The organism is Longimicrobiales bacterium (assembly GCA_029245345.1).
Lineage (GTDB): Bacteria > Gemmatimonadota > Gemmatimonadetes > Longimicrobiales > Gaopeijiaceae > CALFPJ01.
This window is the reverse complement of record JAQWPM010000012.1, coordinates 586,897-602,704: the sequence shown is the minus strand read 5'-3', so window position 1 is coordinate 602,704 and position 15,808 is coordinate 586,897. Positions and strand designations below refer to the sequence as shown.

The following is a 15,808-nucleotide window of genomic DNA, read 5'->3' as shown; positions in this document are numbered from 1 at the left end:
AATGAGATTCGAAAAGAGCTTTCGGTGGTGTCTCGGGCTCGCGACGGTGGCGTATGCCGCCACAGCGTGCCGTCCGTCGACGGACCAAATCCTGGTGGTGTACTCGCCGCTTCCCATTGCGGTCGTGGAGTACGCCGAGGAACGCTTCGAGGAGATGTGGGCAAACGTCGATGTACGCATCGTCCGTATGGACGACGCTGAGGCGATGGAGCGTATCGCTTCCGGGCGAGGGGATGGTGATGTGTGGTGGGGGGCTGCGTCCGCTACCCTCCAGCGTGCGGCCGCCGACAGCTTGCTCGCGCCGTATAGGCCGTCGTGGGTCGAGGCGGAGTCGAATATTGTCGGAGTCGATGCAGAAGACCGATGGCAGGTCGCCGCAGTATCTCCATTCGTCGTTGCGTTCAATCGCGAGCTGACGCAGCTCACCCGAGCTCCTCGCGACTGGGTGGATCTCTACCATCCGAGGTGGCGCGGCGAAGTCGCTTTTCTAGATCCCGCACTGAGCGACAATGGAACTGCGTTTCTGACAGGTATGCTCGAAGGGTCTCTGGCCGACGGCACGGACGAGATCGAGGGCTTCGATCGTCTTCTGAGACTGGACGCGACTCAGGGGATGTATGCGAGCGATGAGGAAGAGGCCGTGCGTGCCCTCGGGACCGGAGACGCCGTCGCCGCGGTGCTGCCGCTCCACGCAGTGGAGCGCCTAAGGCACGAGTACGCCGACTGGCTCCACTACAGACACCCGGATTCGGGCGCGCCTGGGCTTATCCGAGGGGTGGCGATGTTGTTCGGGGCTCCCCAGCCGGAGACTGCTATGGAGTTCATCGAGATGGTGGGCGGTGATGTCGCCGCTGAGGTTGCCGTGCAGACGTGGTGGTGGCCTGCTCGCGGCCCGCTCTTCGAAGCACGTCTGCCAGATGATCATTTCCTCCCGGGCGAACCCCTCATGTGGTTCGGGCGCCCTGCTGCGGTGGTCGCTCAGCTGTCGATTTGGGTCGAGCGATGGGAAGATGAGGTCAGAGGGAAAGGGAGGAATTTCTACTGATGGCGAGTGAATCGAGGAGTATCGTAGGTCGCGTCGCGGGGCTCGCGCTCGAAGAACGCTTGGCGGGGCTTCTCCCCCTGGGCGCTTCCGCGACGCCCCCTTTTGATTCTCCGGCGAGCGTCACCCCGTCACCACCCGGCACACCTTCATCGATTGAGGGTCGAATTCATCTCAGGGGATTCTATAGATCCGGTCATCGATGACCGGATCGGCTGATACTTGCCAGGGAACGTGAGGTTGCCAAGGTAGCGACCGCCTCCGTCGAAGATGTCCCAGGTGTTGGATCCGAGATTCTGAGGATGGAATTCGCCCTCGCCGCGCAGGTTGTCGCCGCTGAGGATCCGCTGCACTCAAATCGACCCACGCGGTCCGTGAGAAAGAGTCACGAAGGCTGGATACCTCTCAGCAAATTGAACTGTGGCCAAGTAGGCGTCGGTCGCCGTTGCCGGCGCACCTTGTTGAGCGATCAACTCACGCATCTCGCTGAGAAAGACCCGCTGGTCCCCCTCTGTCACTGACCGCCCGGTCCCAAGTCGAACCCTGCCGTTCTTCTCCGTGGACGCCTCGGTCTACGCTTCCTGGGAGTCTCCGTTGCCCAATCCCCCCAGGACCAATCCCACCACCACCACCGTCACCGCACCGATGACGTTGTGCCATAGGAACGAGACATCGGGTGCCCCGAAGGTCACGGCTGCCACGACACCCATGCCGGAAAGCAGTCCTACGAACGCTCCCATGCCCTTGGCACGTGGCATCATCGCGAGAAGGAAGACGCCCAGGATCGAGCCATAGAAGAACGACCCGAACCGATTCACGACCTCGATGAGCGACCCAAGGGTCGCCGCGTAGGTCGCGACCGCGCAGGCGAAAAGCCCCCAGAAACCCGTCGCGATCTTTGAGATTTTCAGATAGTGCGCGTCGTCGGCTTCGGGTTTATACCACCGTCTGTAGAAGTCGATCACACTCGTTGTAGCGAGTGAGTTCAACTCCGCCGCGATGCTCGACATGGCCGCGGCGAGCACGCCGGCTATGAAGAGCCCCGTCAGTCCGATGGGGAGTTCGGAGAGCACGAAGCGTGGGACGATGTAGTTCACGTCGCGTGACGCTTCGCCCGTGACCTCCTCGGCCATCACGAGGGCCTCACCGCGGATGACCTGCATATCCGCTTCGCGAGCGACGAACGCTTCCATGGCGGTCGCCGCTGTTGCGTCGTCTCCGGCATCTGCGACCGACATCGCCGCCTGCTCACGAAGTGTAAAAATGTCGTCGTACCGGTCTTGCAGGGCGTCGTAGGCCGCCCCGCGTTCGGCTACGACAGCCTCTTCGTGGGCCGGGTTGAAGAGCAACGGGGGCTGCACGAACTGGTAGTAGACGAAGATCATCACACCGACCATGAGCACCAGCGCTTGGAGCGGGATCTTCCAGTAGGCGCTCATGAGTAGCGAACTGCGCGCCTCGTCCACGGACTTTGCTGTCAGGTAGCGCTGAACCTGGCTCTGATCCGTTCCAAAGTACGACAGCATGAGGAATGTCCCGCCAATGATGCCCGACCAGAACGTGTACGTCTCGTTCAGATTGAACGAAAAGTCGAACGTCTTGAGCCTCCCAGTCGAGCCAGCAATGCGCAGCGCGTCGTCAGGAGTGACCGGCATTTGCATGACGAGAACCACCATGATGCCCAACAAGGCGATCATGATGAGCACCATCTGTTTGACGTCTGCCCAGGCCACCGCCTGGACGCCCCCGATCATCGTGTAGATCACGGTTGGAACACCGATCAGCAGAACGCTCCACACGAGTGGGATCCCGAATACCGCGCTCAGCACCACTCCTGGGGCAGCCATGATCGTCCCGGCTGACATCCCACGGGAAAGCAGGAAGAGGAACGCGGTGAGGGAGCGGGTCTTGGTGTCAAACCGGCTCTCCAGGTACTCGTACGCTGTGTAGACACCCGACCCATGAAGGAACGGTACGAGGGTGACCCCGAGAATGACCATCGCGATCGGAAGGCCGAAGTAGAACTGCACGAACCGGAGGCCATCTGTCGCACCTTGGCCGGGCGTGCCGATCATCGTGATCGCAGATAGCTGGGTAGCCATCACGGACAGGCCAACGACCCACCAAGGCAGGCTCTTACTCGCTAGGAAGTACCCTTCGAGGGTGTCGGTCCCTTTGGACTTCCGGAGACCATCGATAATGACGTACGCGAGGTAGACGACAACGATGAGCCAATTGATCCAGTGCACGGTCGGACTCCCTTAGACGTGGTAACGCATCTGGAGGAGCCAGAGCATCGCGAGCGCGATAAGCTGGACCGTGAGCACGCGGATAAGCGTGTTCTTCAACCTGGCCCGTGTGTCGGCGGGAGTTTCGGTGTCGTCAGGCGTCATGGGCAGTTCCGAAGCGGCGGGATGTGCGACGGAAGCTCCGGGAGGCCGACGCATGGCGCAAGCATGCTGCGGATGGGTCGTAATTCGAGCTGAGATGGCGCGGTGCTCCGGGGCGGACCGTCGCTACAAGAGTGGGTGATGAGAATGAGATTCGAGCGGGCTTTTCTCTTGGTGAGTGGCGTGTTTGCGTTCGGGACGGGCGTTACGGAGCGTCCGCCAACGCGATCGGATCTGTGCCAGTCCAGCTTTAGTGGATCCGGGGATTGCCGCTTCGATGATTGGCGTGCGGATGGCCGTAGCCTTCGCCTCAGGGCTCATCCCGGCTGTCCGCGCCTTCAGGACCTCAGGACCGACTCAGCTGGAGCTGAGCGTTCGGCTGCCTAGTGAGGTCCGGCGAAAAAAAGAGAGGGCGCCGGAAAGACTGTCGGCGCCCTCTCTTTATCCCCCACGACCCTAGCGTCGTCGCGTCAGTTTCCGGCTCCTCGAACGGTGCAGAAGCCACCCTCGGCTGTGCATCCCGGCTCCCGCAGCGTCCGTTCGAAAAGCTCGTAGATCCGGCGGTACTCGTCGGTCCACGATGTCGGTTCAGTGAATCCGTGGCCCTCCACGGGGTAGACCGCGAGCTCCCAGTTCTCCTTGCCCAACTCGATGAGCCTCTGAGACAATCGGACCACGTCCGAGAAGTGCACGTTGGTGTCGACCATGCCGTGCAGCATCACGAGGTGCTGATCCGCTCCGAAGTTCTCCGCGAAATAGATCGGAGACGACTGCTCATAGGCTTCAATGTCGTCCTGCGGTTGATTCAGGATTCTGCTGGTGTACCCATGGTTGTAGTGGGCCCAGTCGGTCACGGACCGGAGCGCTGCTCCGGACTTGAAGGTGTCTCCGGAGGTGAAGAGGCCCATGAGCGTGATGAATCCACCGTAGGACCCACCATAGAGCCCGATGCGAGCCGGATCGACGCCTTCACTCGCAGCGAGATACCGAGCGCCGTCGACCTGGTCGGACATGTCCTTCCCGCCCATCCACCGATAGATCCCCGTCCGCCATTCAGCGCCATATCCGGCAGAGCCCCGGTAGTCGATGTCGAGCACCGTATAGCCACTCGCGGCGAGCAGCTGATTGAACTGGTATTCGCGGTAGTACGACGACCAGTAGTTATGGACGTTGTGGAGGTATCCAGCGCCATGAACGAAGATGACCGCGCCGCCGTGTGACTCAGCGCCCATGTCCGACGGCCGATAGATCCTGGCCGGCACCATCGTACCGTCCTCCGCTTCGAAGCTCAGGATCTCCGGCTTGACCCACGGGAATCCACTCCATTCTTCGGTGGGCGACTCGGTGATCTGTCCCATTTCGGAGCCCGATTCTGCGTCTGCGACGAAGAGTTCGGGCGGATGATTAGCCACGTCGTGCACGACCGCCATGCGCTCCCCGTTCGGAGCGAGCGTCCCAACGAACCGCCCGTCTCCTGACGTGACCTGCTCCCTATCCGAGCCGTCGAAGTCCATCCAGAACAGGTGCTCGTTGAACGGCGACCCCTCGTTCGTGCGCAGGAAGAAGCGGGACCGATCCTCCGGCATGCCCACCGAGAGTACTTCCCACTCTCCACTCGTGAGTGCCTGCTTGTCCGAACCGTCGGCGTTCACCGCGTAGAGGTGAGCGTAGCCCGATCCTTCGCTCACGTAGTAGATGCGGTCCGTCCCCGGCACGAAGCCGACACAGAACGCGAAGCACGGGCCGGCGACCCATGCATCGTCACGTAGATGGTCGAGCATCGTGCGCTCGCCTGTGGCGGCGTCCACAGACCAAAGCCACCGGTCTTTGTTGTCTGCGGAAACGGCGAAAACAAATGCCTTCGTCCCAGCGTCGTTCCACTGCGCGTTATTCGGCCGGGGCGTCCCCTCACCTTCGTAGCCTTCTGGAGCGAGGTCGATCCAAGTGACTTCGCCCGTGGCGAGGGTGACAACTCCGATCCGCTGGGCGCCCTGAGCGTCCCCGACCTTCGTCCGAACCGTGAGGTCCCGCGTGTACCCGTCATCGGTGACCCAGTCGGGCACGATCGTCTGCTTCGACCCTTGCGACTGCTTCACCGCTCGGAGTAGGGCGTACTCGCCCGTGCGGGTTGGGGTCATGCCTTGGGCGCGCTCTCCGGCCCCCACATAGATCTGCTCTGGCTCACCGATCGACCCTGCTTCGCGGATCGAGTCCTGACGAGCCTGACGCACAGCATCCCTGCGGATATGCGCGAACAATTCGAGCTGCTGGTCTTCCAAGAAGCCCCGCTGGCCCTCGGCGTCTTCTTCGTCTCGAGGTGCGGGTCCGTTGGCCACTCGCGTGAGTTGCTCCAAGGTCCCGGATTCAATCCCCAGTCGGAACAGATTCCCGCCACGCTGGAAGAGGATCGACTCGCCATCGGACGAGAAAATTGGTTGACCCTCCCCGTCCGCGGTGTGCGTCAAGCGGCGGACATTCATCGACCGTCGATCGACCAAGTACAGATCTCCGCTGACGGACGAGATGCGCCATCGCTGATCGGCAGAGATATCCCCTCCGGCCAACAGAGGTGCCATCTCGCGCATGGTCTCTCCATTGACGATTTCGGGCTCGCCGCCGTCCGCGCTGACGCGGTAGCTGGAGCGCGGCGCGTCCCAGGCCATGCCTCCGGGTCGCCAACTGAAGTAGATCCATTCGGAGTCGTCCGTCCATCGGATCTGCCCCGGGGCAACGCCGACGTTCTCCTCGGCGCGCATGATGTTCCGAATGGACAGCTCGAACTGTTCGCTCCGGACGACCTCAGGTACGTGGTCCGCCACACTTTGCGCGCTGACGAGGGCAGGAGTGCAAACTGCGACGAGCGCGGCCAATAGACCGTTTGTGACTCTCTTCATTTTCTCTTCAATCTCCCATGCAAGTGCCAACGGCCCGCGCAGTTTCGATGATGTCGCTGTCCAAGGGGACAGTCTTTATTCTCGCTATCGCCTGTTCCAGCGGAACGGCGAGCACTTTGGGCGGATTGAGCGCGACCATGCACCCGAAACAGCCGTCCATCACCAGCTTGACCGCTGCAGCTCCAAAGCGGAGCGCCAGCAAGCGGTCATAAGAGTTGGGGCCGCCACCGCGCTGGAGGTGGCCTAGGACGAGGTGCCGCGTCTCCCTGCCGGTCCGCTCATGAATATCATGGGCTACCTGCTCTGCCATTCCACCCAGTCGTTTCTGGCCGTCGTCTTCCTGTTTGAACAGAGGCTTGCTGCCTTTGGGGAAGGCCCCTTCCGCGACGACCACAATCGCGAATTCTCGCCCGCTGGCGTAGCGATCCTGAATTTTCTCGCAGACGATATCCATGTCGTAGGGGATCTCCGGGATCAGGATGACATCCGCAGTTCCCGCGACGCCTGACGACAGCGCGATCCAACCGGCGTTCCGGCCCATCACCTCGACGACCATGACTCGCTGATGTGATTCCGCGGTGGAGTGGAGCTTTCCAATCGCGTCTGTGGCCGTGTCGACTGCGGTATGGAAGCCGAAGGTCACACTCGTGGCCTCGAGGTCATTGTCGATCGTCTTCGGGACCCCGACGACCTTGAGGCCCTTCTGAGAGAGTGCGTGTGCGATCTCGAGCGAGCCGTCGCCGCCAATTGAGATCAGAGCGTCGACCTCGAGTCGCTCCAGGGCATCGACCACCTCTTGCGACCGGTCCATGTACGTAACGGCGCCGCCGTCGGCGCGGATGGGCCACTTCAGTGGGTTCCCCCGGTTCGTCGTGCCGAGGATCGTGCCTCCGAGGTGCGTGATCCCCCGGACGGACCGGCGGTTCAAGGTGACGACCCCGTCTTCCTCGAACAGCCCGTCGTAGCTGTCCTTGATCCCGAGGACCTCCCAGTCCATCTGCTCCGCCGCCCTAACAACTGCGCGGATGACGGCGTTGAGGCCGGGAGCATCCCCCCCGCCGGTGTTCACGGCGATGCGTTTGATGTTCAGATTCATGGCCTGGCCGGGCAGACGTGCCACCAAAGAAAATGGGCATCCGGCTTTGAAGCCGGACGCCCATACTAGCGGCTATCCCCGAAAGTCCGCGAGAGCTCGGAGATGCGAGGCGGGGGAGGTTACTCCCCCGTCAGAATATCCATCGGACGGTACCTGAGAACTCAGCCCCCATGACGTCCACTCCGGCCCCGGTGGCGTCGATGATAGAGCCGTAGAGAATGCGTAGCTTGGGGAAGAAATCGTAGCCACCGAAAAGACGCATGGGGAGATCTCCACCTGCGGCCAGCATCCAACCTGAGCCGGGGTCCGTGCCGTCGGGTTCCGTACGGTCTTGCAGTCTGAGGTCGATGTGAGGACGGAATGCGAAGCCACCGCCGACCTGGATCGAACCCATCACGCCAACGACGAGCATGTTCTGCTTCGGCGTTGCGATCGCGGTGTCCCCGACGATCGCTCCAATGTTGTCCACGATGGAAAGGGTCAGGTCGCCAGTCTCACGAATCACGTCTGCAGCATACACTGTCCATACTCCAGAACCTGCGCGGAACGCATACGTTGCGTCGAAGCGGAGTCGATTGCCTGCCTGGAAGAGGTTGATCCCGTCCGCCTGGTCCGATTCGTACTGCCGGAATGTCGCACCAAGCGTGAGCGTATTCGTACCGATGTTCCGATCGAGGCCCACCCGGATTCGGGTCTCATTGCCCGGCCGGTATGACAAATCGAGGTCTGTACTCGGTTCGAACTCTCCGCGCACCGAATAGGCTCCGGCGAACCCGACTCCCCATCCGCCGACTCGGGCGGCAGTGGCCAGGGCCGACGTGAACCCGGAACCGCTTCCCCACGTGGTTTCGCGGAAACCCAATAGGTCCGTGGCGAGCACGGACGCAACGATGGCTTCCTCTCCAGTGTGGGTAGAATTGCCGGTGGGGATGCCTGCGCCGAAGCTAAGCAGTGCCCAAGGCGTCACTGAATAAGAGAGCTTCAGGTGGGTGTCGGTCACCCCGGACATCGTAAAGCGGGTGTTGTCGCGCTCGATCTCGCCCTGAGCCCAAGCGGTCGAGAGGTCCACCGAAATCGCGTCGGTGATCGGGAACCGCACGGCGACCGGGACCATAAAAAGTTGAACCGCGTCCGCGCCCAAGCCAGCATCGAACGTGTAGCCCATAAAATTGGACCCGACGCCCATCGTGCTGTTTTGCGCCGAAGCTGGGACCGCTAAGACCGCGGCTACGAAGGCCGCTGCGATACCGGCCTTCAGTGTCCGGGCGATCATTGGCCACCTCTGCCCGGTCTCAGGATGACGATGCGAATCTGAGCCTGTGCAACTGTCGTCACGCTTTCTTGGCCTTGAGACTCTTGAGCTGCATCGCTGCGGTCCTCACCGGTCGTGGTCGCCGCTGTGTTGTCACTACTCGTAGTTGAGCCGAGGTCGAGGGTCCCTGAGGTCCGGGTTGGATTGACCGCGTTGGAAGCCTCACTCAGCGTCTGCGACGTGGCAGTTGTCGTCCCTCCGCCGGTGGTCGCACCCGTCGTGGTCGTTGTTGGTGGCGGAGCTACTGATCCGCCAGAACCTGTCTCACCGGTCGACGACGCGGTCGTTGCGATCTGGGCTGTCGTTGTGGCGGCAGCTTCGTCCATCACCTGCGATTCCTGAGCCTCGGTTGCCGCAGCGCTGAAGCTAGGGTCGAGTTGCTGCGCCTGCTCGAACTCAGCCTGTGCGGCCGCATAGTTCCCGTTGTCCTTCTCACGAAGTCCGCGCCCGTAGGCGAGGAACGCCAGCAGGTTGTCCGTGCGGTTGTCAAGAATTTGCTGCTGCTCACCGGGGGTGAGCGTCACTCCGAGCACTTCCTGGATGGTGCGGAAGACGAGTTGCTTCTCCATATCGAAGATGTTTTCCAGCGCCGCTGCCTCGTTGACCTGACCGGCCGAAGATGCGCTTGCCACGTTCAGCACGTCCTGCGAGACGGCGATTTGGTCGCCCGCCGGAGTGAGGACTCCTTGTACGACGTGCTCAGCCTGAAGTAGGCGGCCAGCGCGTGCGCCGGTGCCTGGCTCGGAATAGCCTGCCTCGTTCATCCCGATCTCGTCCAGGAGCGATTGGATCTGGGCACGCTCCAATACGATGAGCGCGTTGGAAACGGCGAAGTCCGTTGTCATCATGTCCGCTAGGGCATAGATCAGCGGCTCGAGGTTGGCGTCCGTGGAGTTGAACGCGAACGGCATGACCGCCACCGACCGAGGCGTCGGCGCCGTCGTGAGAAGCTGCGACTCGTTCGCCAAGGCGGTCTGCGACCGCTCCTGCAGCATGTTCTGCGCGACGAACTGGAGACGGTTGCGCAGTTCGTTCTTCAATTCCTCGGACCGTCCTACGTTGAGGTACTGGTTGTACGCGTCACTAGCCGCGGACCAATTGTGCAGCTCCTCATGTACCATGCCTAGGTAGAGTAGCCCGGGGCCGGATTGGTTTCCGGAGTCCACAGCAGCCTGCAGGGTCATTCGCGAGCCTTCAAAGTCGTTCGTTTTGAAGAGCGCCATTCCCAACTGGACTTGGAGGTCCGTGTCGAGAGGGTTTGCGGAGAGCTGCTGACGGATGCTAGGAATGTCCGCAGGGCTTACCTCGGGGATCGAATACGCGCACGCGCCGAACGCCAGGGATAGGGACAGCGCGACCAGAGAACGACAGCCGACTGAGGGAGCGTACCGCATAAAAGGCTCCTAGGAGAAACCACTAAAGATGAAATCACGGAGAGTGCGAAAAAAACATCTTCTCGCATCTCCGATGAGGCCTGGGTTAAATTACGAAATAGAGTTTGGGTGGGCAAAGGATTTCTCTTTTTGACCCGCCCGTTGCAGCTTAAGATATGCAGTCTTTATGGGGGTTCAGCCCCTTTTGAGGAGGTTTAAGTGCGCACCTACAAGACCGTTCTTGTTGCCGTGATCGCGATTGCGGCGCTAAGCGTTCAGGATGCGTCTGCCCAGGATCCGGCAATCCCGACCATCGCCGTGATGGATTTCAACGGCTTCATGCTCGGCGACGGCGGCAGTTCCGTGAACCTAGGCAAGGCGGTGTCCGCCATGCTCGTGACAGAGTTCAGTGGCCGTGAAGGGATCGTGGTTGTGGAACGCCAGGCGCTCAATGACCTCCTGCAGGAGCAGCGACTGGCGCTGTCCGGCCGGGTTGACGAGAGCAGCGCTGTTGAGATCGGCAAGCTGCTGGGAGCCCAGTACATGTTCTATGGGCAGGTCGCAAGCATTGCGAACAACCTGCGAATCGATATCCGGGCAGTCGATGTCGAAACGTCAGAGATCATATCTGTACTCAAGAAGATGGATCAGACGAGCGAGCTGCTCTCAGTCCTCGTGAGTATCGCCGATGAATTCAGTAGCGAGCTCGAACTCGTTGCACCGTCCAATAGACCTGGAGTTGCCAGGATCCCGGTCCCGGCGATCATCGCGTTCAGTCGGGCGGTGGACTATGAGGACAAGGGTGAGACGGCCCAAGCAGTGGAGCAGTACAATGCTGCGCTTGAGCTTTACCCGGGATACATCGATGCCGAGCGTGCCTTGGTTCGACTGGGAGGCGGTGAATAATGCGTATCAATACTCTGAAAGTTGTGGTGATTCTGCCGACGTTGGCGTTGGCGCTGGCCTTCTTGGCTCAACCCGTGGACGTCGCGGCCCAAGCCATCTCGTTTGAGGGTGAGTTGCCCCGGGCTATGGTTTTCATTCAGGAGGACGGCCGGGGGAAGGTTTCGTCGCGGGAGATGACGAGCTTCCTGCGGGAGGCCGGATTCCCGGTTATTGATCCGGCTCTGGCCATCGACGAAGCGGCACAGAATCTGGTGACCGCGGCAATGAACGGGAACGATGGTGCGGCGACGCAGCTCGGTCGTGACTGGGGAGCACAACTTTTGATTCTCGGGGTCGCGGACTACGCGACGCGCCCCGACCCGGTGGACGGAACTCTGATCACCGCGACCGCGGAGGTTTCGGTGCGGGCGCTTCGCTTGGACCACGGCGACGTCGTGTCGGAGGCTGTGGCGAGTGGTCGCGCTCTTGAAGCGACGGACCAGGCTGCGAAGGCGAAGGTCGTCCGCCAGGTGACGCAGGATGTCATCACTCAGTTCATCGGCGGCGTGATGAACGATTGGTCAGCGCGTACTTGGATGGAAGCAGCGTACTGGAATCTTCCCGAGCCCGGTTCGGTCGAGCATGCGACCGCTTCGCAGGCCGCCAGCACTAATGGCGGTGGCGGTGAAGCACCAGGTGTTGCCGTGATTCGAGCTGACGTGAAGCCCGCTAGTGGCGCGGCGACCCGAGGTATCGGTGTTGTTGCAAAGGGTGGCAACAGCCTCTCTGGAGTGACGAACACGGTTGAGCTCCGGGGCGTCGTGGTCGGAAACACGAGCGGGGTAGAGGTGAACGGCGCGCCTGCGCTGCTGGAACCACTCGATGCCGAAGAAGCGGCCCGGATCCGTGTGGATCCGGCTGAAGCTCAAATCTTCCGTCGTGAGTTCACGCTCCCTGTCAGTCAGGACAGTGTTCTGATCGTCGCGAGTGGTACTGACGGCTCCACGACTCAGGCCGTAGCTGCACCGCGCATCGACAAACGTTGGGCGGTGGTCGTCGGTGTCGGTGAATACCAGTCCGAGGAGATTCCAGACCTGGAAGGTGCGCCCATGGATGCTCGGGCGATCCGCGATTTCTTGCAGAGTGATGCTGCGGGTCCGTTCGACGAGGTACTCTACCTCGAAAACGAACAGGCAACCGGGGCTGCGATGCGCGAGGCGCTCTTCGTGTTCTTGCAGCAAGCGGACTGGGACGACTTGGTCGTCATCTACTTCGCGGGACATGGTGCGCCGGATCCGGGCCGCCCGGACAATCTGTACCTGTTGCCTGCGGACTCGGACCTGAACGCGTTGGCGTCCACCGGATTCCCGATGTGGGATGTTAAGACCGCGCTACGCCGTCAGATCTCATCAGAGCGGGTAATCGTGATCGCCGATGCGTGTCATTCGGCCGGTACGGCGGACGGTGATGCGGTTGGAGGGGGTGGCAGCAACGCCATCTCGGGTGGATTTGCGCAGCTCTTCACCCCGTCCCGCCGCTTGATGATGACGGCAGCGGACACGAACGAGTTCGCTCAAGAGGACGAACGGTGGGGTGGAAACGGTGTGTTCACCCACTTCCTTCTTGAAGGGTTGAAGGGTGCTGCAGATGCCGACAATGATGGCATCGTGACATTCACCGAGGTCTTCGATCACGTTTCGAACAACGTTCGACAGGCGACCAACGGTCAGCAGAATCCACAACGAAGTGGGTTCGGGGACATACCGTTGGCCATCGTTACCGGTGGTAGCCAGCCGGACGGCCCTGGCGGCTGACGAGCCCCTTCGTCCGGCCGTAGAATATGAAGAACTGCCCCGCCCTATTGGGCGGGGCAGTTCTGCATTCACCCGCACTTCTCGGGCCAGGAGTTGCCGGGCATCAAAGGAATGCGCGGGGTCTCTGAGGGGGTCCTTCTCAGTGTTCCTAGTGGACGACCATCAGCTGCTCGACGGCGGCCAGCAATCCGGTGGGACGTACCGGCTGAGGCATAGTGTGCGCCGCCCCGATGATTGGCACATCCGCGTTGATACCTGAGAGGACTGGCTAGTGGTTGCCAGCCGTCGAAAGTTCCAAGGTCAGCGTCTGAATTTCGGTCGATCCGGGCTGGCTGCTCCCTCCGACATGGATCATCGAGAGCGTCGTGGTCTTTTCGATGCGCTCAGAATGCACGACGTACCCCAAGTCGAAGTCGAACACGAAGGATCCTTCCCGTGCGCTCTCCCGAGTGATTTCCATCCTGGCATCTGGCCCGAGCATGGGTCGGTCGATCGTCGTGCTGCCGCCACCTTCTGTTGAGAACGTGACGGTGATCAAGTTGTCCTCGATTGATTGGACCTTGAACAGAGTGGCTTCTGCGAAGTCGAGATCGATCTCCGCAATCCGGTAGGTGACCAACTCCGCCCACTCGTCTCTTTCTCTGACTTCCGCTTCGGGTAGGGGGAAGAAGGAAATCAGTGTGAGGCCTTCGAGGGCGGGTCGCCAATCGTTCTTATCGATCCCGAGCTCCGAGAGGGTCACGGACCCGACTGCGGGCTCGCCTTCGCCCAGATCGAGTCCGTACTCAGCTTCGAAAGCGTCCCCCGCTTCACGTACGTCGATCGACAACCCGATCGTGTCGGGACCGACGCGATACTGCTCTCGTCCACCCACTTCACCGACGATTTGGAGCACGCCGACGTATTCAATGCTGTGAGCCCGAACCCTCAGCGTCGTGTCGGCGGTAGTCGTGTACTGTGCCGAGACAGGCGAGGTATGAGCTGCGACTCCCAGGATGAGCGTGGCGAAAGCTAGGAGTGTTGTGCGACGTGATTCCACAGGTCTTCTCGTAGAGGCGGTATGTGAATATCCGAAGTGTATTCGGAGTCCACATACCATGACAATGGTCAGGTCATCTGTGCTAAGAATGGATGGCGGCCCGCCGAGGTGTGCTCTACTGTGCCCTGTTCGCACCCTCCTCGAGACACGGAGCTCTGATGTCACGTCGCCTCTTTTCTGTCATTCTGGCTCTGTTATTGTCCGGATGTTCGGCAGCGTCTGAGGACACTGGAGCGCCGGAGCCCGCATGGGTTGAACTCTTTGACGGCGCCACCCTGGACCGGTGGATCGTGAAGATCGCAGGCGCCGAGACCGGGGACGATCCATGGGGCACCTTCCGGGTCGAGGATGGACTTCTGACCGTCGGCTACGAACAGTATGGCAGCTTCGATGGCCGTTTTGGGCACCTCTTCTTCGAAGAGCCGTTTTCGGACTACGAACTCCGGGTCGAGTACCGTTTCGTCGGCGAACAGGTGCAGGGTGGGCCGGGATGGGCACTGAGAAACAGCGGCGTGATGTTCCACGCCCAAAGCCCCGGATCCATGCTTCGCGATCAGGATTTTCCGATCTCACTCGAAGCTCAATTCTTGGGCGGCAATGGGGTGGAAGACCGCCCGACATCCAACCTGTGCACTCCCGGCACCCATGTGGAAATTGCCGGAGAGTTGGTGGAGGCCCATTGCATCACGGCGCAGGCTCCGACCTTTCATGGAGAACAATGGGTCACGGCTGATTTGATTGTCCGTGGTGGTTCCTCCATCGTTCATGTGATCGATGGGGACACGGTCTTGGCCTACGGTGTTCCGGTGATTGGGGGCGGAGTTGTGGATGGATTCGACCCCTCCGAGAAGGAAGATGGTCGTGCTCTCACCTCCGGGTTCATCGCGTTGCAGAGCGAGAGTCATCCCATCCAATTCAGGCGCGTCGCCCTGAGGCGTCTCAGTAACTAGCCTCCATCAAGCGGCGTTCAGTGGAGCGGTTCCCGGAGGCTAAGCGCCTGCGTGCTCGACCGAACCAATTTGGATTGCGGGTGCTAAGGGGTGTGCGGTGGTTTTTGTCTTCATGGTCGGTCGGGTCAACGTCCGGCTCGACGTTTAGTTTCACACTGCCGCTCGCGCTTCCGGGCCCCACATGAACAAAACCCCCGAAGTGCGAAGGCACCTCGAGGGCTTTGTGTCATGAACTGAGCGGCGTGGTCAGCCCGCGGGATGTACGTGAAATCTCACCTGCGTGTTCTCCCACTCGAGCACGATGTCGCCCATTGTGTTGTCCGCGTCGCCGTCAAAGCTATAGCGGAGCGTCTCGACCCTTTCGTCAATCGCGATCGTCGCCGCGGTGAAGGAGCCGAGTTCAGTCGCACGGACCTCGTCACTGATGGGGATGCCCCAGCGCTCGAAGTTCGAGTTGATGAAGAACTCCCATTCGTCGGCGCCCGGCGCCGCGTAGATCGCATAGCTCCCGGCCTCGAGAGAGACACCGCCGACGGAGGCAGGACCCGTAAGGTGAAGAGCCGTCGGCTCGTTGGCTCCGGCACGCCATAGGTCCCCATAGGGAACCAGCGTCCCCATCACTTCTCGCTCGTTAGCGGAAGGGGCCCCGTAGCAGAGCTTGGCTGAGCCACCCTGGTATGCGAATTCCGTCTCATTGAGTGGACTCGGGCGGGCGGTCGTGGCTTCCTCGAACGTTGCGCCTTGGAGATAACACTCCCCAGCGGCGACTTCGATAGCCGGAGCGGCTGCCATTTCTTCTTCCATCGACATTTCGTCTGTCGCTTCTCCGGCGCACGCTGCGGCGAGTAGGACAACACCCGTGAGGGTGGGGAGGGTTTTATTCCAGCGCATTCGTAGTGTCTTCCTTTTGGTTTGAGGCAAGATTGCCGGCGGCCCCACACATCCACTTCCACGCCGTCGTTCATGCCTCGCCAATCTATTGTCTTTCGGTGCCCGGATAATGTCGCGATATC

The 15,808-nt window shown here is 61.1% G+C and carries 13 protein-coding genes; 4 read left to right on the top strand and 9 right to left on the bottom strand.

Annotated features, from left to right (window positions below; all coding sequences use genetic code 11):
- Position 1 precedes the first annotated feature (1 nt).
- Positions 2–1,045 (top strand): substrate-binding domain-containing protein, encoded by a 1,044-nt coding sequence (locus P8L30_05755; protein ID MDG2239688.1) that lies wholly within the window; start codon positions 2–4, stop codon positions 1,043–1,045.
- Positions 1,046–1,191: 146 nt separating this feature from the next.
- Here the strand turns inward: P8L30_05755 and P8L30_05750 are convergent, their stop codons facing one another.
- From P8L30_05750 to P8L30_05720, 7 genes are all read right to left on the bottom strand, one after another.
- The gene (locus P8L30_05750; protein MDG2239687.1) at positions 1,192–1,395 is read right to left on the bottom strand and encodes a hypothetical protein; all 204 of its coding nucleotides are present in this window, start codon (positions 1,393–1,395) and stop codon (positions 1,192–1,194) included.
- A 219-nt stretch (positions 1,396–1,614) separates the two neighbouring features.
- Positions 1,615–3,291 carry a sodium:solute symporter gene (locus tag P8L30_05745; protein MDG2239686.1) on the bottom strand — a complete coding sequence of 559 codons (1,677 nt, stop codon included), beginning with the start codon at positions 3,289–3,291 and terminating at the stop codon, positions 1,615–1,617.
- Positions 3,292–3,303: 12 nt separating this feature from the next.
- Entirely contained in the window at positions 3,304–3,435 is a 132-nt protein-coding gene (locus tag P8L30_05740) for a hypothetical protein (GenBank protein ID MDG2239685.1), read from the bottom strand.
- 467 nt (positions 3,436–3,902) lie between these two features.
- Positions 3,903–6,326, bottom strand: coding sequence for a prolyl oligopeptidase family serine peptidase (locus P8L30_05735; GenBank protein ID MDG2239684.1), 2,424 nt, complete (start codon positions 6,324–6,326; stop codon positions 3,903–3,905).
- Positions 6,327–6,333: 7 nt separating this feature from the next.
- Complete coding sequence (locus P8L30_05730; protein MDG2239683.1) at positions 6,334–7,422, bottom strand: ATP-dependent 6-phosphofructokinase; 1,089 nt, start codon at positions 7,420–7,422, stop codon at positions 6,334–6,336.
- A 130-nt stretch (positions 7,423–7,552) separates the two neighbouring features.
- A complete protein-coding gene (locus P8L30_05725) occupies positions 7,553–8,695 on the bottom strand; it encodes a hypothetical protein (protein MDG2239682.1) in 1,143 nt (380 codons plus the stop codon).
- Positions 8,692–10,128 carry a CsgG/HfaB family protein gene (locus tag P8L30_05720; protein MDG2239681.1) on the bottom strand — a complete coding sequence of 479 codons (1,437 nt, stop codon included), beginning with the start codon at positions 10,126–10,128 and terminating at the stop codon, positions 8,692–8,694. The genes P8L30_05725 and P8L30_05720 overlap by 4 nt, the downstream gene beginning before the upstream one ends.
- A gap of 198 nt (positions 10,129–10,326) precedes the next feature.
- On the opposite strand from P8L30_05720, the gene P8L30_05715 reads away from it, so the two are divergent.
- Positions 10,327–11,013 (top strand): CsgG/HfaB family protein, encoded by a 687-nt coding sequence (locus tag P8L30_05715; protein ID MDG2239680.1) that lies wholly within the window; start codon positions 10,327–10,329, stop codon positions 11,011–11,013.
- On the top strand, positions 11,013–12,806 hold the full coding sequence (locus P8L30_05710; protein ID MDG2239679.1) for a caspase family protein: 1,794 nt from the start codon (positions 11,013–11,015) through the stop codon (positions 12,804–12,806). Before P8L30_05715 ends, P8L30_05710 begins: the two co-directional genes overlap by 1 nt.
- Before the next feature lie 268 nt (positions 12,807–13,074).
- Here P8L30_05710 and P8L30_05705 read toward each other — a convergent pair whose 3' ends face one another.
- Positions 13,075–13,845 carry a hypothetical protein gene (locus tag P8L30_05705; protein MDG2239678.1) on the bottom strand — a complete coding sequence of 257 codons (771 nt, stop codon included), beginning with the start codon at positions 13,843–13,845 and terminating at the stop codon, positions 13,075–13,077.
- A 158-nt stretch (positions 13,846–14,003) separates the two neighbouring features.
- On the opposite strand from P8L30_05705, the gene P8L30_05700 reads away from it, so the two are divergent.
- A complete protein-coding gene (locus P8L30_05700) occupies positions 14,004–14,795 on the top strand; it encodes a DUF1080 domain-containing protein (protein MDG2239677.1) in 792 nt (263 codons plus the stop codon).
- A gap of 246 nt (positions 14,796–15,041) precedes the next feature.
- Here P8L30_05700 and P8L30_05695 read toward each other — a convergent pair whose 3' ends face one another.
- The gene (locus P8L30_05695; protein MDG2239676.1) at positions 15,042–15,686 is read right to left on the bottom strand and encodes a DUF2911 domain-containing protein; all 645 of its coding nucleotides are present in this window, start codon (positions 15,684–15,686) and stop codon (positions 15,042–15,044) included.
- Between the last annotated feature and the right edge of the window lie 122 nt (positions 15,687–15,808).

Coding starts and splice junctions, on each gene's coding strand:
- P8L30_05755 (MDG2239688.1), top strand. CDS start 2: ATGAGATTCGAAAAGAGCTTTCGGTGGTGTCTCGGGCTCGCGACGGTG.
- P8L30_05740 (MDG2239685.1), bottom strand. CDS start 3,435: ATGACGCCTGACGACACCGAAACTCCCGCCGACACACGGGCCAGGTTG.
- P8L30_05735 (MDG2239684.1), bottom strand. CDS start 6,326: ATGAAGAGAGTCACAAACGGTCTATTGGCCGCGCTCGTCGCAGTTTGC.
- P8L30_05730 (MDG2239683.1), bottom strand. CDS start 7,422: ATGAATCTGAACATCAAACGCATCGCCGTGAACACCGGCGGGGGGGAT.
- P8L30_05725 (MDG2239682.1), bottom strand. CDS start 8,695: ATGATCGCCCGGACACTGAAGGCCGGTATCGCAGCGGCCTTCGTAGCC.
- P8L30_05720 (MDG2239681.1), bottom strand. CDS start 10,128: ATGCGGTACGCTCCCTCAGTCGGCTGTCGTTCTCTGGTCGCGCTGTCC.
- P8L30_05710 (MDG2239679.1), top strand. CDS start 11,013: ATGCGTATCAATACTCTGAAAGTTGTGGTGATTCTGCCGACGTTGGCG.
- P8L30_05700 (MDG2239677.1), top strand. CDS start 14,004: ATGTCACGTCGCCTCTTTTCTGTCATTCTGGCTCTGTTATTGTCCGGA.
- P8L30_05695 (MDG2239676.1), bottom strand. CDS start 15,686: ATGCGCTGGAATAAAACCCTCCCCACCCTCACGGGTGTTGTCCTACTC.